The 19,636-nt window shown below is 44.1% G+C and carries 24 protein-coding genes; 4 read left to right on the top strand and 20 right to left on the bottom strand.

What is annotated here, in order from left to right; all coding sequences use genetic code 11:
• Position 1: 1 nt before the first annotated feature.
• The 4 genes from QQK21_RS13755 to QQK21_RS13740 all read left to right on the top strand — a co-directional run bounded on the left by QQK21_RS13755 (position 2) and on the right by QQK21_RS13740 (position 2,932).
• The gene (locus tag QQK21_RS13755; RefSeq protein ID WP_284192762.1) at positions 2–799 is read left to right on the top strand and encodes a transcriptional regulator; all 798 of its coding nucleotides are present in this window, start codon (positions 2–4) and stop codon (positions 797–799) included.
• A gap of 285 nt (positions 800–1,084) precedes the next feature.
• Positions 1,085–1,396: a helix-turn-helix domain-containing protein gene (locus tag QQK21_RS13750; RefSeq protein WP_284192761.1), complete on the top strand. Its 312-nt coding sequence runs from the start codon at positions 1,085–1,087 to the stop codon at positions 1,394–1,396.
• A 247-nt stretch (positions 1,397–1,643) separates the two neighbouring features.
• Complete coding sequence (locus QQK21_RS13745) at positions 1,644–2,147, top strand: Hcp family type VI secretion system effector (protein ID WP_284192760.1); 504 nt, start codon at positions 1,644–1,646, stop codon at positions 2,145–2,147.
• Entirely contained in the window at positions 2,144–2,932 is a 789-nt protein-coding gene (locus QQK21_RS13740) for a DUF4225 domain-containing protein (protein ID WP_284192759.1), read from the top strand. The genes QQK21_RS13745 and QQK21_RS13740 overlap by 4 nt, the downstream gene beginning before the upstream one ends.
• Positions 2,933–3,322: 390 nt before the next feature.
• On the opposite strand, the gene QQK21_RS13735 is transcribed toward QQK21_RS13740, so the two are convergent.
• From QQK21_RS13735 to QQK21_RS13640, 20 genes are all read right to left on the bottom strand, one after another.
• On the bottom strand, positions 3,323–4,330 hold the full coding sequence (locus QQK21_RS13735) for a contractile injection system protein, VgrG/Pvc8 family (protein ID WP_284192758.1): 1,008 nt from the start codon (positions 4,328–4,330) through the stop codon (positions 3,323–3,325).
• Entirely contained in the window at positions 4,321–4,527 is a 207-nt protein-coding gene (locus QQK21_RS13730) for a tail protein X (protein WP_284192757.1), read from the bottom strand. Before QQK21_RS13730 ends, QQK21_RS13735 begins: the two co-directional genes overlap by 10 nt.
• Positions 4,528–4,529: 2 nt before the next feature.
• Positions 4,530–4,922, bottom strand: coding sequence for a phage tail protein (locus QQK21_RS13725; RefSeq protein WP_251768325.1), 393 nt, complete (start codon positions 4,920–4,922; stop codon positions 4,530–4,532).
• A gap of 9 nt (positions 4,923–4,931) precedes the next feature.
• Entirely contained in the window at positions 4,932–7,070 is a 2,139-nt protein-coding gene (locus QQK21_RS13720) for a phage tail tape measure protein (RefSeq protein ID WP_284192756.1), read from the bottom strand.
• A gap of 85 nt (positions 7,071–7,155) precedes the next feature.
• Positions 7,156–7,518 carry a phage tail assembly protein gene (locus QQK21_RS13715; RefSeq protein WP_284192755.1) on the bottom strand — a complete coding sequence of 121 codons (363 nt, stop codon included), beginning with the start codon at positions 7,516–7,518 and terminating at the stop codon, positions 7,156–7,158.
• Between the two features lie 9 nt (positions 7,519–7,527).
• The gene (locus QQK21_RS13710; protein WP_284192754.1) at positions 7,528–8,040 is read right to left on the bottom strand and encodes a phage major tail tube protein; all 513 of its coding nucleotides are present in this window, start codon (positions 8,038–8,040) and stop codon (positions 7,528–7,530) included.
• A gap of 9 nt (positions 8,041–8,049) precedes the next feature.
• The gene (locus QQK21_RS13705; RefSeq protein ID WP_284192753.1) at positions 8,050–9,216 is read right to left on the bottom strand and encodes a phage tail sheath C-terminal domain-containing protein; all 1,167 of its coding nucleotides are present in this window, start codon (positions 9,214–9,216) and stop codon (positions 8,050–8,052) included.
• An 82-nt stretch (positions 9,217–9,298) separates the two neighbouring features.
• Positions 9,299–9,694 carry a hypothetical protein gene (locus QQK21_RS13700; RefSeq protein ID WP_284192752.1) on the bottom strand — a complete coding sequence of 132 codons (396 nt, stop codon included), beginning with the start codon at positions 9,692–9,694 and terminating at the stop codon, positions 9,299–9,301.
• Complete coding sequence (locus QQK21_RS13695; RefSeq protein ID WP_284192751.1) at positions 9,691–11,100, bottom strand: phage tail-collar fiber domain-containing protein; 1,410 nt, start codon at positions 11,098–11,100, stop codon at positions 9,691–9,693. Before QQK21_RS13695 ends, QQK21_RS13700 begins: the two co-directional genes overlap by 4 nt.
• The gene (locus QQK21_RS13690; RefSeq protein ID WP_284192750.1) at positions 11,097–11,747 is read right to left on the bottom strand and encodes a phage tail protein I; all 651 of its coding nucleotides are present in this window, start codon (positions 11,745–11,747) and stop codon (positions 11,097–11,099) included. Before QQK21_RS13690 ends, QQK21_RS13695 begins: the two co-directional genes overlap by 4 nt.
• Positions 11,734–12,615 carry a baseplate assembly protein gene (locus QQK21_RS13685; protein ID WP_284192749.1) on the bottom strand — a complete coding sequence of 294 codons (882 nt, stop codon included), beginning with the start codon at positions 12,613–12,615 and terminating at the stop codon, positions 11,734–11,736. The genes QQK21_RS13690 and QQK21_RS13685 overlap by 14 nt, the downstream gene beginning before the upstream one ends.
• Positions 12,612–12,959 (bottom strand): GPW/gp25 family protein, encoded by a 348-nt coding sequence (locus tag QQK21_RS13680; protein WP_284192748.1) that lies wholly within the window; start codon positions 12,957–12,959, stop codon positions 12,612–12,614. Before QQK21_RS13680 ends, QQK21_RS13685 begins: the two co-directional genes overlap by 4 nt.
• 6 nt (positions 12,960–12,965) lie before the next feature.
• On the bottom strand, positions 12,966–13,598 hold the full coding sequence (locus tag QQK21_RS13675) for a phage baseplate assembly protein V (protein ID WP_284192747.1): 633 nt from the start codon (positions 13,596–13,598) through the stop codon (positions 12,966–12,968).
• Positions 13,591–14,136, bottom strand: a complete 546-nt coding sequence (locus QQK21_RS13670; RefSeq protein WP_284192746.1) for a hypothetical protein — start codon at positions 14,134–14,136, stop codon at positions 13,591–13,593. Before QQK21_RS13670 ends, QQK21_RS13675 begins: the two co-directional genes overlap by 8 nt.
• A 9-nt stretch (positions 14,137–14,145) precedes the next feature.
• Positions 14,146–14,643, bottom strand: a complete 498-nt coding sequence (locus QQK21_RS13665; RefSeq protein WP_284192745.1) for a hypothetical protein — start codon at positions 14,641–14,643, stop codon at positions 14,146–14,148.
• Entirely contained in the window at positions 14,636–15,241 is a 606-nt protein-coding gene (locus QQK21_RS13660; RefSeq protein ID WP_284192744.1) for a hypothetical protein, read from the bottom strand. Before QQK21_RS13660 ends, QQK21_RS13665 begins: the two co-directional genes overlap by 8 nt.
• Positions 15,238–15,540 carry a chromosome partitioning protein ParA gene (locus tag QQK21_RS13655; RefSeq protein WP_284192743.1) on the bottom strand — a complete coding sequence of 101 codons (303 nt, stop codon included), beginning with the start codon at positions 15,538–15,540 and terminating at the stop codon, positions 15,238–15,240. Before QQK21_RS13655 ends, QQK21_RS13660 begins: the two co-directional genes overlap by 4 nt.
• A complete protein-coding gene (locus QQK21_RS13650; protein WP_284192742.1) occupies positions 15,530–16,057 on the bottom strand; it encodes a hypothetical protein in 528 nt (175 codons plus the stop codon). The genes QQK21_RS13655 and QQK21_RS13650 overlap by 11 nt, the downstream gene beginning before the upstream one ends.
• A gap of 49 nt (positions 16,058–16,106) precedes the next feature.
• Positions 16,107–16,697, bottom strand: coding sequence for an ABC transporter ATPase (locus QQK21_RS13645; protein WP_284192741.1), 591 nt, complete (start codon positions 16,695–16,697; stop codon positions 16,107–16,109).
• Between the two features lie 72 nt (positions 16,698–16,769).
• The gene (locus QQK21_RS13640; protein WP_284192740.1) at positions 16,770–19,340 is read right to left on the bottom strand and encodes a hypothetical protein; all 2,571 of its coding nucleotides are present in this window, start codon (positions 19,338–19,340) and stop codon (positions 16,770–16,772) included.
• Positions 19,341–19,636: the final 296 nt, after the last annotated feature.

Genomic DNA, 19,636 nt, shown 5'->3' with positions numbered 1-19,636 from the left:
GATGAAGTTTGAAGAACATCTCGTTTTCCTAATCAAAGACAGAAAAAAAACACCTTGGGGAAAGTCTCTAGGCTTCACATCACCAAGTATTACTGCGATGTTTAATGGCCATACTCCTGGCCCAGAGTTTCTAAACGCAATACGCCGCGCTGAGAATGTAAACCTTAACTGGCTACTCACAGGTGAAGGCTCACCTTATATAGTTGAACATTTCAGCACAGCCGAAACACTTAGAAATCATGTTTGCGCAATGCTTCAAGACGAACCTTGGAATGGTTATGTATTAGCTCATCACGAAACGGCATGTATTATCCTCACTCAACCAGGACAATATGAATTCAAAGGTAAATGGATTGATTACAGCATCATTCACGTTCTGGTTGGCCCTGGTGACGAAGCTTTGTTGAACACACTGGATGATTACAACCGACATCACGGTAGATTGTTCATTCCTGATATGACAGAACAGGACAAAGAGTCTCTTATCAATGGCAACATAGGCACATACCAATTGCTTCATCAGGCTAGCCCTATACTCACCACTGATGGTGCTTTGTCTGATATTTCTGAGCTGACCTTCAAAAGTGGGACACGCCTAGATAACCCAATAGACGTATCCACAATGCGAGCTGTTGTACAGTTGGTCGATGAGTGCGAAGAGAAACTCAATACTAAACTAAACAGCAATCAAAGAGCGCGTGTAATAACCGCGGTTTATCGACAAGCCGAACGCCTAGAGTTGTCTGAAGAAGATATACAAGCTGCGATTGAAACTTCCTTTGACGTATTAAGCGGTTGAGCCTCACACCGCTGATCATAAATCAATTGTAAACGAGATAATGCCAGAGCGAGTACTTTCTGCTCTGGTAATGCTTTATTACTCATATCTTTATACCTAGCCAATTATAATTATATATTTGTTATTTAACATTTTTTAATAACACGATGAAATATAACCATCTCACCAGCTTAATTAAGTGCCATGTGTGGCATATGGAAAATATGTACACGTTGTATTACTAGTTAGGTACAGGTTTGTATTTTTTGACCAAGTTCAAATTTTTTGTTGGTGCGTTGAAATGGTATGAAGAGAGAGCGGCTAATTTTAGCTAGGGAAAAAGCAGGGCTATCGAGAGAACAAGTCGCCGAAGCGATGTATAAATCACCGCACACTATCAAGTCGTGGGAAACCACATCGCGCCAACCTAGATCCTTGAAAGAAATTGAACGCCTCTGTGACCTACTAGGAATTAACGTGCACTGGTATCTCTCGGGTCAACCGCCAATGAAAAAACTATCAAAAGAACAACAAGACGAACTGTTAGCCCTGTTTTCAGAGCTAACTGACCAGCAGAAGGAAGCTATTTTGGAAGTAATGAGAGTGATAACACCATAAACAGCAAAAGGCGTGTCCAGTGTTAGTGGACAAAACTGAATCAGTAGTTTTGCTAAATTGGGAAAATATAAATATGCAATACATTAATAGGCAAGCAAAAATAAAGACCTACCGCCACAGTTTTCAATAAGTTGCCCGTCTTAATCAATACCTGCTTTTTGACTAGTAAAACGAACGAAATGAAAGGTGAAACTAGTTGCTCAATATCTTAAAATTTCCGCTTCATTTATCGAGTAGAGAAAAATCCATGAGTGCAATAGCTTATTTATCAATTGAAAGTATATCTAGTGGGTGCTTATCAACAGGATGTAACACACCTGAATCTATGGGCAACAGCTACCAGTTATGGCACAAAGATGAAATCACCGTATTATCATTTTCTCATTCTGTGGCTTACGATAATCGTTCAATCCATAATCCTATTCAAATCGTGAAAAAGGTAGATAAAGCTTCTCCGGTTCTTGCTCAAGCATGTTCAGATGGTGAGGAACTGAAATGTCATTTGACTTTTTATCGACCTAACCCCAAAGGAGGCAGTGAGCTTTTCTATGAAATTAATCTGACTGGCGCATTGATTCGTTCAGTATCCACTCATATGCCTCATGTTATTGATTTTAATGAAAATGAAATGACCGAAACGGTTATTATTGCGTATCGTGATATTAACTGGCGACATGTTGGAGCAAACACAGCCGCTTTTGCTTCTTGGTTACAACCTTTCTCTGAAAAAGCGAAGCAGCCGCAACAATGAGTAAACTAAAAAACGAGATCGAGGAAGATGATGTCAGGCTTGCTGTGCGCGGGCTTCTTCGCCAAGCAAACATGTACAGCATGAGTCACTTAACAAACCCTGCAATTCAGCACAATTTTAGAGAAGAATACCGGTTTCTCGGTAAATGTCTGGTTAGTGACTATCGCAAAGGCGTTTTAAGCAGAGATAAAGTGTTGTCTTACGTCAGGCAAGAGCGGCAGAGTTTAATTGATCAGGCCGCTGAACTCGGAAAATATGGCATCGGTTTAGTGGCAGGCATTGGGCAGCTTTCAACAGGTTACGCCCTTTGTGTTACCAGTTCGATATTCTCTGTTGTCGGTGCTTCTTGGTGTTCGAGTACAGGCACAACCATGATGGCGCATGGTGGTAACAACATATATGAAAACTCATATAACATGACTGGCAATATAGTGCAGAACTGGAAGGGGAAATACACAGGAAATTATGGTGATGGGAATGGTTATCTCCGAAAACTATACCGCTCTGGAGCCGAACACCTTGGTATGCAGCGTCGTGATGGTGATTTGGCCTATGCTTCTGTAGACTTGGCAACAAGCTTATACGGACTAACAAATACTCTAAAAAGTGTACCGAATGCGAATGTCCCTAACGCTAAACAGTTCAAATTGTTTTATTATACTTCTCAAGATTTTAGTAAGGGGTGGAGAACGATGTCCGGTTCCTCTTTGGCTAACGAAGTCGCTGCGAATTCAGTAACAGCTGTAGGTGCAGCAACCCCATATTTTGATGGTTCAGACAAATGATAATAACGGTATACTTTATCTATAGCTTTCTGGGATTATACCTACTCCATATGGCTTCATCTAAGTACACAGAGCATCAATCGAACTTGTGGTTTGTTGTCTGGATAAGCTCTTTTGTATTTTTTAATAGCCAGCAATACTGGATATTATTTGAAAAGGAAGTTCTTTCATATTGGTTCTTTTTTATGCAAGAAAATACATTTGCTATCACAGATTCTTTTAGGGGTGCGTCTCTCATTTTCCTGATTCTTAATACAGCTTCACTCCCGCCATCCAGATTAGGACGATGGTGCAAAATGGCATTCTTATTAGTTAAAAGGTAAGTAGAAAACAAATAGGGCAAAGGTGAGTCAGTTTTGAGCTCAAGAACAAACATTTTTGCCCAAAAATTCAGCCTAACCTGGGAATATCCCCAACATTCTGTTTGGGGATAACAAACTCACCACTTAGTGTATGCCCATCCGTTCCCAACACTTCAGTCACTTTGCTGCACATCCACTCAGTATTAAACTCTTTCCTCGCGTGACCTGAAACTAAAATATTGCGCTCTGCTTGAACCCCGAGGATGAATGGGAAATCATCTAGAGTCAGCACATAGTCGCTGCGTTGCTCTTGATAAAGAACCGCTTCCGCAGCTGCTCGAGCTGCCTCTTCGTTAGGGAATATTTTGCTCAGTTTCTTAACCTTACCCGTGTCCTCTCCGACTCTGACCATCCGCTTTTGCCCTTGTTCCACCGCTTGCCAGAACGCCTCTACCGCTTTAACGTTACCGGAGCCTTTTAGCTCAATCTCTGCTTCTGTTTCATCGGTGATATGGACGGGGACAGGAGGCAAGGTTTTCCCGCTAACGCTTTGGTTATCGCCTCGCTCAAAGAACACCAATTTTTTATCTGCGATTTTCATGGTCGCACCATGTTCTTTCGCCAGCTCCGTAACTAAGTCAGCATCACTTTGCCCTGCTTGTACATAGTGATCAATCATAACATTTTCGTATTTTCCGCTCACTGCTGGGGTAAAACCGTTTCGGCTAGCGATGGTTTCAACCAGCGATTTTAAGTTAGTACTTTGCCAAGTAAAATCCCGCTGTGTTTTAAAGCTTCCTCCTAGATTTGCGGCATCACCGGAAATCACTATTTGTTTATCCGGACTCCTGAGCTTTACTGAATTCACCGTAAAACTGCCTCTAAACACTAAGTGCTCTATATCTTTACCCGTATAGATTTGCATGTTCGCATCCGCTTTAGGAAACGCGATCTTGCCATCATCAGCTAAGACTAACTCAAAGTTGTCACTTTCAAGCCCTGCTTCATCATTGATCGTCAAACTCACAAAAAATTCCCTGATGATTGGCGTAATGTCTTTACCATTTACCACGGTCTTAAATGGCGCTAATCCCATAAACTTATCTCTTCTTCATCTGCAGGCGTTTCAAGTTCAGGTAGGAGTATTTTCACGCCTGCTTTAAGTGGGTGCGGCAGAGCAGAAAGCCCCCTGTTAGCTTTGAGTACCGCTTCATAGGCACCGGGTAAACCGTTGTAGTATCGGTAGGCAATATCATCAATCTGATCACCATCTTTTGATATGTAAGTCGTCATAGCTACACCTCGTCTGGATACTCTTTAATCTCTATTGTGAACTCAATTTTACGCGCTACGCCTTTGGTAAAAAGATTGGTTTTATCGACTTCCAAGGAGCGAATAGTCCATAAAGCGAGGTCATGGCCAAGACCGTCAATCAGGCGCAGCGGCTTCCCTTTATCACCTTCTGCTTTCATTTTGTCGGTCTGCCCTAGCCCCCCTCGAAAATGCGGATAGATAGTTCCTTGAAAACGAAGAGTCGATAACTCCCCTCCAATAAACTGCGAACGTGGCTTACGCCCGGTAAGATTATGATCCGCCCATCGCCAAGCATGAACTTCTCGAATGCTTTGTAGTGCAGCGGTATCGATACTGAAACGATAGTCCCCTAACGCCATCATTACATCTGCCATTCTATTTCCTTAATCTGCAAAGCTAACGTTGCGCCCACCTGGCTTCATTTTCTCCATCTGTTTCGCAACACGAAGTACCATTTTTTCGAGCTTATTCAGTTGCTCATCACTGGCATTACCCTGAACATGAAAGACAGGATTAAAGTTAATCTGAGGCGACGTCGCCTGACTAGACGACTGGCTGACTTGTTTAGCTGTACTGGTAATTTGAGTATTTTTAGCCTCGGTTTGCTGGTTGGCTTTCTTAACACTGTCACCAGGTTTAGGGCCATCTGAGCCAAAGAGTCCGCCTATCCAGCCACCCAATGATTCACCACCCATTCCACCAAGTAGCGCACCGGCTAAACCACCTATCGCAGTACCAACTACAGGAACAAACGATCCCATAGCTGCGCCAGCAGCTGCTCCCGCCATTGCACCACCCATATTGCCAACCGTACCGCCAATTTGCGTCGATTTTTCTTTACCGGATAACGAATCATCCATCATGGTTGAACCAAGGCTCAATGCCCCAAGAGCCGCACCGACATAAGGTAATCGACGAGTTAAGCCACCCAACTTGCTAGCAGACGATAAAGCCCGTCCAGGCATGGAACGAGGACGAGCTTTCCCACGTCCACGCTTTCTCTTGGTCCCTACATCACCACCGAATCCATCGGCTGGCATATTTGTCACGTAAACCTTAGACACATCGCCAGAAGGCAACCCGGGTAAACCTGCACCTCCACCACTGCTTTTGGGGCCTCGAACGAAATCCATGATCCCTTTACCCATGGTGTAAGCTTTTCGCCCCGCCCAAACTGCACCCAATGTGCTGGCTAATGCAGTCGCACCAGTAAGTACGTTTGCTAGTGTGTCGGAATCTAAGCTATTAATCGCATCGGCAAGTTCTGCTATTGGCTCGGCTAGCTTTTCATCTGCAAAACTCATCCAAGCTGTTTTTAAGCTCATCATCGCAGCATTGGCAGTTTGAGCTGCTCGAGCAGAATCTTGAAGAACGGCAGTCCCATCGCCTTCAATATTAAGAAAACTACTGAATGCTTTTTTACCATCTTCACTCGAGAGCACTTTCATAAAACGCATCGCTTCATCACCAAACAGTTCGCTGTATTGAGTGATGTCTGAATTTGTTGCAGCCATGATTTCACTGACGATTGAGGGTAAATCCCGAAACTTCTTTTCGCCTCGAGCAAGCGCTTCCTGGTCGAAGACCTGGATACCCAACTTTTCTATATCTTCGTAGTTGGATGTAATGTCTTCTAGAACAGACTCCATCGCACTAGCGGCTTCAGCTGCTGAACCAGAACCCATTCTCGATATCTGCAGCATCGCCCCCATTTCTTGCACTGCTTTGGGGCCTGTACGTCCCATTGCTGCGTATGCTGCTGAAACTGACGCACCTTCCGCAGCAAGGTTTTGTAATGTGAATGCACCCGCTTTGCCCTGCACGACTAAAGTATCAATCGCAGACAGCACATCTTCACTGTTTTTAAGGCCAAACTTTTGCGACATATCCGCAAACATTTCACCAACATCAATACCCGCGGCACCAGTTGCCTGCATTACTCGGCCAATGTTAGCCATGTTCTCTTGGGCAAACTCAAGATCACCCGTTTTCTCAACAATCTTTTCAACTGCTGAAAGCATTTCACCCTGGTCGATACGAATATCTGATTGCTGTGAAGTCGCGAACATCTCTTTGCGCAGTGACGCCATTTCAACTTTTGACTTTCCCGCCTGAATCCCTAATCGTTCATAACGTTCTTCTAGACCCATAACAGCAACTGCGGAGCCAGCCCCTGCAGCACCGGTTGCTAACGCCGTCCATTGGTTACCCAGACTATCAATACCTTCGCCAACCTTATCGACACTACGACGCATTAGATCGGTTTTCTTAATTGCAGCGCCCATATCTTGGGTGTACTTACGAACGTTCTTACGAACATTAGCCAAGCGTTGCCCCATGCGACTGGTCGAACGGCCAGCTCGTTGGTTTTCTCTACCCAATCGACTTGTTTCGTTTTTTAAACGCTGAGAGCTTTTACTCAGTCGCTGATTCTGCCGCTCTAGATCGTCAAAAGCTCGAGAGACAGATCTGTCAACCCGAGCTTCTACACCAATCCCGACAGATGCCTTGTCATTAGCCATATCGGTTCTCTGTCTTATGAATTATCACTTTCTTCGTTCAGCTGGCTGATGTTCTGACATTCCTCTAGCCATTCAAACAGCTCCGCTATGCTGAGTCGTCTGAGCTCTTCGAGGGAGATGCCTCCACAGAACTTGGAAATAGCAAGGCAGACCTGGCGGCAAACTGCGGGATCGGCAACAAAAAACAGTCATACGCTTTTTGCAATTGAAGGTAATCATATTGAGCCAAACTCCCTATAAACTCACGAGTGGTGTTAGTCAGATTGGCAAACAAGTGCGCTTCATGTTCAGCGTTGTCATCCACCAAATTACCTTCAGCTATAATTCGACTTTGCTTCTGAGCCAAGATGACATCATTCGTCTCAGGGGGGCGCATTGTTAAAGTTACTTGTGTTGACCCATCAAGCACTTTAGGTACCTGCAATGAAATTTTAATTGGTTGATACATGCTTATTCCTTAAATACCTAACGCTGAGTTAATGCCTTCACGCAAGTTCACACCGCCCACACGGTTGATGCCTGATAGCAAGTCGATGTGAACAAGTTCTGAACCGCCTTGTTCGATGGTGTATGTCGTCCATGTAATCTTACATGGCATCTCTCCGACTTTTTTGCGCTCGATCTCACCGATATCTAGACCAATAACACGGCCAGTCACTTTAACGACAAATTTTTCAACACCCATTGAGCTTTGAAGTGCAGAACGAAAGACAAACTGCTTCTCTTGTCCGTTTGTGAGGCCAAACAATTTAATGGTCTCGGCGTTTGGCTCAGCAATGGTCACTTCTAGGTCTTCAGTCTCGACAACACCCATATCAATCTTAACTGCGCCAACCATACCGCCAGCTATCCACTCTTCAACTACTTGATTAAGAGGTGGTAGTTTTACTTTAGGTACCAAGCCAATCATGCCGCGGCCGTCCTGGTACCAAACAAAATCTGCGAGAACTTTTGGAGGTCTACGTTCCATGATTGTTCCTTACTCAAAGATTACGTCAGCGTAATCGTTAACAAAGTGGCTCGTCACAGTGATGTTTTGTGCGATACCTGGAGGGGTAAAGTCGTAATCGACATAAAAGTTACCCGCAATGATAGATTCTGGAGGGTTCAAATCAGGATCAGCCCAAGCGCCACCTCCATATAAGTGACCGGCTCGGACTTCAGCATTTAGGCCGTTCTGAATTGAATCTGTAACATCTTCAACAAATGTGGCGAGAATCTTACGGTCACGCGCCCATTTCAGACTGGAGGTGATCATATCCAGAATCATGTCATTGACGCGAACATGCGAGTTAAACTGCCATTTGGGGTCATCGCTGCAGCTCAAGTTGCCCCAACTTCGATACCCATCATCAAGAATAACGGTAGTAATTTGGTTCTCATTCAACAGGTGCGCCATGCAGTTAGTATCCCCATCTACATAATCGATAGGAATTTCAGTTCCTAACGTGCCGTTAACTTTTCGGTTAGAGATTGAAGCGCTGTACCCATCATTTGGATCTTGGTCTTTCTGAATCTCCAAACCGAGCATGAAGGCACTCATAGGAACAAGACGACCGTGTGCATTTTTCATCCGTGGCCAGAAAAGCTCTAAACGCTTATCACCCCATAACTGGCGATAAGTAACAGCCTCTTCGTAAGTATTGCCTGGACACTCTCCAAATACTTTACAACGTAGTCGCGTAGCAATCGGTAGCAATTTGGTAAGGACCGATTGGTTGTTTAAGTAACCAGGGACAGAGAGTAAACGAGGTTGCTTCCCTGTTACCGCTTGGACATCCAAAATGGCTTCAATACCCGACTTCTCACCGGTTACTGGATCTACGCCACCAATGATATTTGCTATAGTAGCCGCTTCATCGGCCCCTTCTTCAACTCGAATCACGCAAATAGCACAGCGTTTTTGATCATAAATCGCAGTCAATGCATCGAATAATGTCCCTTTGGCAGCTCCGACCATATCAAGCTTGGCAAGCTTATGAACATTACCAGCAATCAATACTGGTTTTTTATATGGGTAGGTTGCTGGGTCAGCATCAGGAGCGGTACCAACAACCACGGCAAAGGATGTGTCCGCCATTTGCATTGGACGAACGCCACTATTGTCAGTATTTCCAAAGATGCCATGTTTAAATTGTGATGACATTGTGTGTTCCTTTGTTGATAGAACTCACCTTCAGCGGCATCGTTTAAATCAGTTTATGGGTTTAGAGCAAGAAAAACAGGGGCTAGTTCTCTGGCGGTGTTGGCCAAGGGTTTTCGGTTTGGATTTTCTGCCGTTCTTGAACCGCTAGATCCATCAAACGTATGTATTCGTCTTGGTCGCCGATATGTTTTTTGATTTCCGCTTCTTCAAGGTATGGACGCACTCTAGCTGTGTATTCGGCTTCTCGATCCTTATCTACCTTATCGTATTTTTCTTGATACACATCGCGCTCATTTTTAACGCGCCAAATACCATCTTCATTCACCAAATCATCAGCGAAGTAGCAATCAAGCAGCTGATCAGTTTCATTTTGTTGCGAGATGAATTTCGTACCAGAGTTATTAATATAGAACTTGTTTTGATTAATCGAAAAAGACTCACCCGCCGAAGTGACATGAATATCCGGAGTTACAATCATCGTAAATACTCCACTACAAAATTACCTGATTTTAGGTTGTGATAGTTCATACTTAAGCCGTTTGTTTGCCATGCAAGTAAACATGGTCCTTTTTCGGACATCAATAACCATTCATGATTGCCGATATGAACTAACTCAGTCATACATTGATTCGTTTGATAGCGTTGCAACTGACGACTGAAAGAAAAAGTATTGACTGACACAGTTGTATCAGATGTCTGGTTATTTGTTTCTATTCGTATAAGTGATTTTTGTGACGACTTGACAACACTAACAGATGTAGAACCGCCACTATTAAAATGTCCGTACCCCCCCATTTCAGCATTCGCTGGAACTTCAACTTTTTGAGCGCCTGAGTTGCCTAGTTCAAGATTTGAAAACGTAATTCGCATATTGCGTAGACGGGGGCAAATAGGCACTAATATGGATCCACTACCTGTCACGGTAACTGACTTTGACAGCTGGTTTGTATGAACACAACGCATCAACAAGCCTTTATAAACAAGCGCAAGATTCATATCATCGTAACTCGTATCAAACCGTTTGTCTGACTCATCTAGACTGTCGGGGTTATATTCCAATGAGCTCACATCTTTGATGTGAAAACCATCAGTCATGTTAAAACGAACGTGATAAGCTTTCTCTAAATCTACATGAAACGACTTGTTTGGATAGTCAGATGTGTTCACCTCAAGCCAACCATAAAAACGGAGAATTTGGTTATCTTCAATAGTTAATGTCGTACCATCTAAAGACATATTTAAGCGATTTTCATCGTTTACCACCTCAGGGTATAGTGGTATTTTTTTTAGTGCGCCGTCTCTCTCAGTTTCATTTTGGTGATACTCAAGTATTCTTAAGTATTGTTTGTGGGGATGATTCTGAGAAACATGCTTTGCATCTTCTTCTTCAACAAACTTACGAGTCGCAGTAACAATAGCAGGGTCAATCATCACAACTGGGTCCAACGATGTAACCGCAAACGTCATCTCGATAAAGATATCGTTGACTTCCCCGCCATTGTTACTGCCGGACAAAATCGGAATGCGAACCGTGTTACCTACTGCGTGAATGTAACTATTGCCATCAAAAGTAGCGACCGCTGCAAATTCACGGACCGCGATATCGACGGTATTATCTGGAATTTTGGCCCACACCTTTAGCAGAGGTACACCATCTGGCTCTGACGGGGTAATTTTTTCCATACCAGTAACAGGGATGCGAGTTATCTCATTAACAAGCGTTGTTTGTGTTCTCGAAGGCTGCACATAAACATCATTCGCATCGCCGATTGCGATATGAGTGAAATTAATCGGTTTATTATTCAGCTTACCGTTAATCTCGGCGTTCTCGCCGGTAAGGGTCAGAATGGAACCGTAACTGAGTTCAGATTCTGGAATACTCATGTTATCTCCAAAGGTAATGCTCCAGAGCGAATAATCATACCAAGTCGCATAAAGCACACATTGTTACTATTCACTGAGCTCGTAATATTCTCTGTTCGCCAAGGGCCGCTACGAATTATCATACCCATCCGACTGAGCACGCTGTTTTTAACAGGATTATTGACCTGACTTATGATTGAAATGCTCTCAAGATGAGAGCGCGTATTTTTGGCATTGTTGACCGCTTTGAAGATCTGGGGAACCATGTTTTCATCGATATCAGAATTACATGCTTGTAGAGTAACTCGGAAAAAACCAGGGCGAAGTTTTACTTTATCCTCGAACCATTCGGTGATAGTTAATCCATCTTTACGAATTGATTCAATACTCTTATCCAGTGCATATCGAGTTCCTTTGTAAATATGAATCTCGATTGCCGCAGCAATGACATCACGCTTTGTTTGTTCGTCCCAATCTTCGTTCCAATCATCAACGCTCATCTCCCACGCAAGGTACGGCAGTAAGTCAGGTCTACATTTGTATGGGTCTAAGAAATCTTTGATATCCCGTTCAATGAGCGCGATTTCTTCAAAGAAAATTTGTTCCATAACACGTTCTAGCGAAGATGCAGAAGGTGGTAATTTGCTAACAAACTCAGGCTGACTCAACGGAAACCCCTTTTTGACGAACCACTATTCCGGTGCAATATGGCGCCTCTGAGATCCCGCATTCAATCTTGGCCGATGGAGATACGATATCCACATCTTCAACTGGCTGAAAACTTACCGCATTCTCACTGTCATCTTTCTGGACATGAGCAGCTGCATCAATCAATGACAGTGAAACATTGCGATATAATCGATGAGTTTCATCAGCCAAACTTCTCAAACGTTTCCTAGCAACTGCCAGAGTTTCACTTTCACCAGGTCCGTTAGGTAAATCTAGTTCCACTTCAATGCTGTATTCTTTAATGGTCGCTGAAAGCACAGACAATTCATCATTAAGTGGACGTTTGGTTTTAGTACTTACGTATTCAAAAACTTTCTGGCAAAGGACTTCTGATGCCACACCATTGCCTGTTCTGCTCAAGATGTACAACTCCACTTTAAAACCATCAGGGCTGTGAACTTTTGCATCAAGAATATCTTCATCTGCGGCAAGCGCATGAAAGATATAGGCCCCATCTGGTCCTGCCGTAGAAAAACCTTCAGGCGCCATCTGAACCCTGCGGCGAAACTCTTCCTCGGTTTCGTTCTCAAACTTTTCCACTGGGCGCCAATCTGCAAGACGCTGTAAATTGGCCCCTGTCGCATAGGCAACCATGTTCTCGAGTGAAATGTCTTGAAATTCTTGTCTAGCGCGGGTGACTTCTTCAGACATGGAAGAAAAAGCATTGTAAATAGGGTCGCCCACTTTTGGGACCGACACCTGTGATAGCTCTGCATAACGCTTTAACATTCGTTCACGAATGAATTGAGCATCAAGCTGCTTAACGACTTCCGGAGGTGGAAGCTGCGAAATCTCTATTTGACTCATATGCTCAATCCTGAGATTTCAACCACAGAGCCATCAAATAACAGCTCAATTTCCATCGACAAAGTCACTTGATTTTCTCCATGCACTAGCCACGACTTCACCAGTTTTAACTCATCATTAAATCCGTTTGGAGGGTGAGATAAAGCATCCGCAACATCGGCATAGATGTCGATCTCTAGCTCTGGGGTGATTTTTTTATCCACTCGACTTGGTAAATTAGATCCATACGGTCTATCTAAGGGTAAAGACCCTCGGCGTGTCTTAAAGCAGCGTTGAATTCGTTGCGTCAATTCTTCAACACCATCGATTATCAGTCCTGACTTTTCATGTATACCAACAGCCATACTTTCCTACTTCTTTTGATTTGGTTTCTGTGTGTTAGGAGTATCGATTGGGTGATCATGATTGTTATATATTTTTCTATCTTCAGACATCGAACGCACACCATCTGAAATATTTTGACCAGCCGATACGTTAGCTGCTGCTGAAATACTGGATTTGGATAGGATATCTCCTGACGATATTTGCTTACCTTGGTGCTCTATATCTCCCACAAAAAAGAGCTTTGGGGAAACTAAACGAATTTGACTGACCGCTTCTATATCAACACTACCTACTACAGAGCCAGATAACTTCTTATTGGCCATGTCATATTGCAGCCAAGTACCGTCAGGAAACTCACGATAAAAAAGATTGATATCGTCTTTTGGCTGGTCATGACTTTTCTGGTTAAGGCTCGCAACAATGACACCACCTTGAGTATTGAACTCCTTCACAACCAGAACGAGTTCACCCTCTTGATGAGGAGCAAAATCTTTCACCGCACCGGCATGACCAACATCAGATGGAATCCAATTGGTTGTTAAGTCAGAAGTGAACTGGACTTTATAGCGAAGTGGTTTTGCCTGAACCTCGACAATGATGCCAATTTGGATCATCTGAGAAATTAACCGTACTAACTGCGCCTGAGTAAATTCACTCATTGTTTTCGCCAATCAAATCAGAGATAACTAAATAATCATCTTTATGTATCTCACCAATATTTGGCGGTAGGCTGACATGAATTTCAGTGGGCACTTCGGCAGGTTCTTCCGGCAACCAATCAACCTCACCACCAAAATCATAAGGACCAGCCACACATTCACAAATAAACCAACCGTCTGGTACCTCTTGCTGCTGAGAAGTGATCACCTTCTGAATTGAGATGTTGCCTGCGGCGGACGAGGAACAAAACAAACGCCAGTCTTTTAGAAACGCGAGCTCAGCATTCTCGATGTCAATGCCTTTCGATTGTTGGCCACAATAAATACGACCAATAGACATAAAGTTAATACGTGTGTTGTAGACATCACCTAGGGGACTTTCTCCGGTGAACACCAAGGTTAAAACTCCTGGACGCAATTCTTCATTTTGGTATGCAGCACGTTCTTGCCAATTGCGAGTAACTGTACGTTCAGGGCTGCGTTTCTTAAATGCAGCCTCAATACTATTCATGATGTCACTAGGGGTAAGTTGAGTCATACCAAGCTCCTAAATTTTAAAGCCTGCGGCTTTCATTCCAGCGGCGACAGAGCGCTGTAAAATCTGCGCAACCTTATCCTGAGTTTTTTCTGCAGTACGGTCGTAAAAATCATTAGCAGCAGTGCCGTTTCTTGCGATTGAACGCGCAATCATAAAGGCCATATCTCTCTGGTCATATTTGGGATTATTCGGTTGAATCCTTTTCACCCTCACCCAATCCAACACTGACTGAATTGGGGGAATTCCTTGAGGGCCAGTTTCGTTAACAACAAAAGCGTTGTAGCGTAGAGAACTGGTTACCATTCTCTGCAACTCTCCAACCTGATTAGAGCGGATAGAAAGAGTTAATGTAGATTCGGCTTTCGGTGCCTCTTCTCTTGCTGCTCTAGAAACTAATGAACCTGCGGTGCTAATTCCTGCCTTTAAATGCTTGTTCAATGCATCTGGAGCAGTTCTGAATGCTGCATCCAATGCGGACGTATGAAGTTCAACACTTAACTCACGCATTTTTTACTTGCCTTTCGAAAAGCGTCATCAGTTGCTCATGCACAGCAGCTGGTGTGCCGTTTTTTGCTTCACCACCAATACTATTGCGTACAGAAACCGTTTTGCTGAGTTGATGAATGGCTATGTATTTCACTGCTTCTGCCATACAGCGGAGCAACAACAAAGGTTCGTCTTGCACATCAATGTTTATCGTTTCGTTCACTATTTTCCGACAAGCATAGTAGGTGTAAGAGAAGTCTCGCCCACAGCTCATAACAACAGAATCAGCAGGGAAATGTGAGAGCTGAATCCACTTCGCATCACCGTCATCATCAACAACCGACAGCCCAGGCAAATTGCGTGGATAACCAACCTCCCAAGGCTGTTTTGCTCGTTGGCTTTGTCCATAGAGCACGTTGCGAACACGAATTAAATCAACTGGTGCTTTATATAGCAGTTGATTGGCTATAAGAGTAAAAGTGGCTATTTTAGTTTGGGGACGATAACGGCTTAAGTCAGCCAGAGCGATCTCAATTATTTGTTGTTCGATTCCTTCAAGCAACTCAGCGCTGTCTTTTAATGCATTCTGTAATTTTGCAGTTAGATTACTTAGTTTCACATGCCACCTCGGAGGGCATAACCAGCTAAGCCAAAGAACATCGTAAGAATTAACCAGATGAGATCGCGGTTATACTTTGTTTTTTCTTGGGTGCCACTTTGTCCTTGCTCAATAGGCCGCACACGACGTTCAACCTCATCCAAGTCACGCTCTAAACGAGTGAATTGAGCTTCCAGATTAGTATGCTTGGTCTGAAGCTCGACCATTTGACTCATAAGCTTGGTTTGCTGTTGCATGTAATCACGCATTTCCACACGAAATGAGTGAAACTCAGTTTGCAATACAGGACTACCGGACATTAAAACCTCCAATAAGCTGCTTGCTCTTAGTTTGACTTCCCATGCTGCTTCCGAGCCAAAAAGCGATCGCAGTACCAAAACCACCAAGCACGGTACCCGCTATCATTATTAGAACTTGAGAATACGCATCAGGGGGGGTGCCAAAAAATAATGCTGCAAACATACCAATCACCATCAAAGCCAAAATGACTGTTAATGCCCATGGCATCCAGTGATCCTTATGTTGACCTCTCGCATCTTGACTATCTTCTAGGAAGTTTTCCTCTCTCCTAATTAATAACCGTGTTTCTTCAATCATTAACTTACGTAATGCAATGCGTTCATCACTTTCCAACTGTTTTATTTTAATCAGTGCATCTGGATTACGTTTGAGCTCGGCTTCAATCGCTTTTGGTGTGTTTTCAACACCAAGAGTATGCGCAACTAATGATCCAACACTCCCGCCTACAGGCCCCCCAATTAACCCACCTACCAATGGTGCTGCGCTAGCGACAATGGATTTTACTTTATCCCACATAGTGGCTCCTTAATTGGTACCGTCATAGATGGCGGCACCAACCATTTACTTATTGTTCAGCAATAGCTTTTAACGTAGCTAGCGCATCTTGAATCGCTTTTAGCTTTAACTCGTTATCGCCAGCGGCCAAAAGCTCAACTTGCAGCTCGCTTTCGTCTTTATCTTCCAAAGACTGCGCATACACCTGTGGGTCAAATTCACGATCTTCTTTACGTGCAGTGAGCGTGTCAGTGATCTCTTTAAGCAGTGTTTTACGTTTGCCATCTGATTGCTCCAGCTCGGCTAAACGTTCTAGTTCGTTATCTTCGAACGAGGAAAAGAAAGGTTTAATGTCATCAATGCTGTTATCTAGCAGCTCTGAGAACACCGCATCTTGGAACGCACCAGCATCGGCTTTATTTGGATTTTCAAAATGAATGATTGGTAAGCGTGCCGCAGTATTTGGCTGCACGACCGTTGTCCCGAAATATTTCGGCGTAATGCCAAAGTTGATGTACAGGACTATGATTTGACGGTTGGTTTCTGGTGCTGCCGAAACAAAGCGAGCATCGACTTCACGCGTCTCACCAGGTTGAACTGAGCGGCCACCAATATTGACGGTTTGTTTTTCGTTGTTTGTAAACGTAGTCATGACAGGCATGATGATTCACCTTCTTAAGTTAGGAAAAAAGCCCCCATGACTCGATTCAAAGTGAGGGGGCAAGGGCTCGCACTATCGGCCAGTGGCTGAATAGAACAGTACGCTGGTAAAACGGTTACGAATTGGTTTAGGACAGTGAATTGCGTTGTACTCTTCACCATAGGCCTCTTTACCACCTTTAAGCTGGCCATTTGCATCACGCGCTTCTTGCATTTCGCTAAGGGTGAATGGCTTAACCACGGTGTAGGTCAATGCACCTTTCTGTCCCATGATGATACGTTCATCACCCAAGTGTGTTGCAGGTGCATTGGTTGAGAACGCTGGCAAAGACTTGACCATTTCCAGATCACCTTGAGGTGTAGTGTCGGTACCACTGCGCTTCATAGAGGCAACAAACGTTTCTGCGTTGGTACAGGTATCATTCAAAGTGTTCGACATCAGTAGGAAGTCTGGAGTAACAAAGCGGTCATCTTTCATAATCGCTTTACGACGGCCAATTGCCTGCAGCAGCTTGTTGTAGTGCTTCTCTGGTGCCATACCATCTAGAATATCACTATCTACTTTGACAATGTTGGTTGCGTAGCTATAGGTAATTGAAGCATTGGTAGCTGTTACTGACTTCAATTCGCCAGCCTCATCAACGAGAACCAACTTACCTAGGTTGTACGACTGAACCACGTAATAAGTGCCTGCCGTTTGCTTACCAGAGCCGTCGAACGGCTGAACCTGTTGACCATCAATTGTTAGCGTAATTGGGTTCTCTGGCGCACCAACAGTATTGCCTTGCAAGTCGTATTGTTGATGCGGCGCCACAATTGGGAATTGAGCCGTTTTGATGATGTACGCGCTCTGCAACTGTGCAGCGATGTCTTCATTATTTGCCTTTGCCGCTAGGTGTGAATCGGCTACGCGCTGCATGGTGTTGACGATGCGACGAGCAACCAGCTCTTTAATGATGCGGCTAGCCGTAGCAACATTACGCCCCCAAGCGTCCCAGTTAATGGTGGAAGACTTGGAAAAATGCATGAGCTCGTTCGAAACTTCAAATGCCACTTTCATTGGCAGAACGTAAGCCAAGTCCATACGCTGCGAGTTTTTCACTTTTGGAATGGTGTTGTGCTCAAACACAATACCATCACCCATGATCGCCGACACATCACGGTTCTCATACGGAATATTAGTGGTTGCTGAGGCGCTAAAGTCGGTTAGCGTTTGCACCAGCTGTAGAACATTGAGATCAGACAGTGCTTCACGAATCACTTCACGTTGAACCGATACGGGTAACTCAGTATCTGAAATGACGTTTGCCCCACCCTGACCTGTCAGCGCTAAACGCTCTGCATGAATTTGGCGGTGGTGAAGGCGATCAAACTCCGCTAGGACCTGGCGAGCAAAGACTGGCAATTCTTTTTCTTCCGTTAGGTTGAGTTGGCCTAAGGAATAGGTATTGGTGTTACGCAGAGCAGAGTGAATTTGTGATTGCAGTTGTAGACTTTCGCGCTGTTGGTCTGGCGTTTGTGTCACAGAACCAGCGACATGGCCAAAGCCCATCTCACCCAGCTGCACGGATACCATCTTCTGATTGCCGTGGCTGATTTGGTTTTCAGCAAGTTTGGTTACTTGCTCTTCGGTCATCTCAGTGGTGATCAGGTCTTTGGCTTCTTTCAGCTCTTTTTTGATGTCGTCGCTTAGCCCTTCGGCGTTATCTATCGCATCAGTGAAGATTTTCACTCTCGCTTCAAGCTTTTGTTGTTGCTCGGCTTGTGCCGTTGCCGTTTTAGTCGCTTGCTCACCAAGGATACGGACTACGTCTTCTTCAGTCAGTGAGCCGCCATTTAAGTTGATAACAGGAGTGTCAGTAGTGCCAGATACTGACAGCAGCTTAGCTGTATCAAGTACCTGGTCACTTAACGATTTAGCTTTCTCTTCTTCACTGACACCATTTAGAGAATCGGTTAGAAGTTTGACCATTGCAGTGTGTTGCTCTGCTGTCAGTTTTAAACCTTTTAGCTGCTTTTCAAACAGCGCTATAAGTTGTTTCCACATGGTTTGACGTTCCTCGGAAAATTTATTAGCTAAAGACTCGGCAAGATAAGTTGGGCAATCGTGAAGACTGGCTTCACTGAGTTCGATTTTGTCTAAGTTCTTGATGCACGGTCTGGTTACTAGACCTGCCCCAAGAAGCGTTGGACCAAACTGTTGGTATTGGCCATCTTGTCCGGCCTCATTGCTGACATAGTTAGGATGAATTTCAGCAGATAAGTATTTAAAGCCATCTTTAGTGACCTTATTAACGCCGAGTTCGTACCACTCCACCTCTGCTCGTAAACGACCGCGATCTGTAAATAGGCGTCTTACCACCGCCCCAGCCCCATCTTCAGGTTTATGGGCTATATCGATATTTATTTCCTGACCAAACACGCCTTCATTGAAGTTCTTGATCATGGAGTCAAACATTTGTTGGGTCAGTTCAAACTCGCCATAGCGAGGGTCATAAAATGTGCCGGTTCGGGTAATGGTGACAATGCTACGTTTATTAGAGGTATCCACCTTGACGGCATCAGAAAGCAGGTGAATCACACCTTGAGGTGCTGAAGAGGAGAGCGCCAGTACAACACTAGCTGCGAGGTGAGATTTAAACATGAGATTTCCTTTGCCTATAAACGAAAAAGCCCCTGAATAATCAGGGGCTCGGTCGCCAATTACAGGCAGTATCGAATGATATATTGACCGTTTGGAGGGGCTATTTTTAGTCAAATAGACGTCTCAACCAGCTAGCCAGGGTGTGATGTACTATATGGGCAACTACTACTATTGAAATGGAAATCATTAATTTGCTATACCAGAGTGTGTACCATGCTCTTTCACCATCAAATAAGAATTCGTGCTTTGGCTGCGAAGCAATACCTATATATGTGACTGTGTTTGCATTGTCTAAC

Source organism: Vibrio zhanjiangensis, assembly GCF_030161235.1.
Classification (GTDB): domain Bacteria; phylum Pseudomonadota; class Gammaproteobacteria; order Enterobacterales; family Vibrionaceae; genus Vibrio; species Vibrio zhanjiangensis.
The sequence above is the reverse complement of the archived record's forward strand: the minus strand, read 5'-3'. Positions and strand labels throughout refer to the sequence as shown.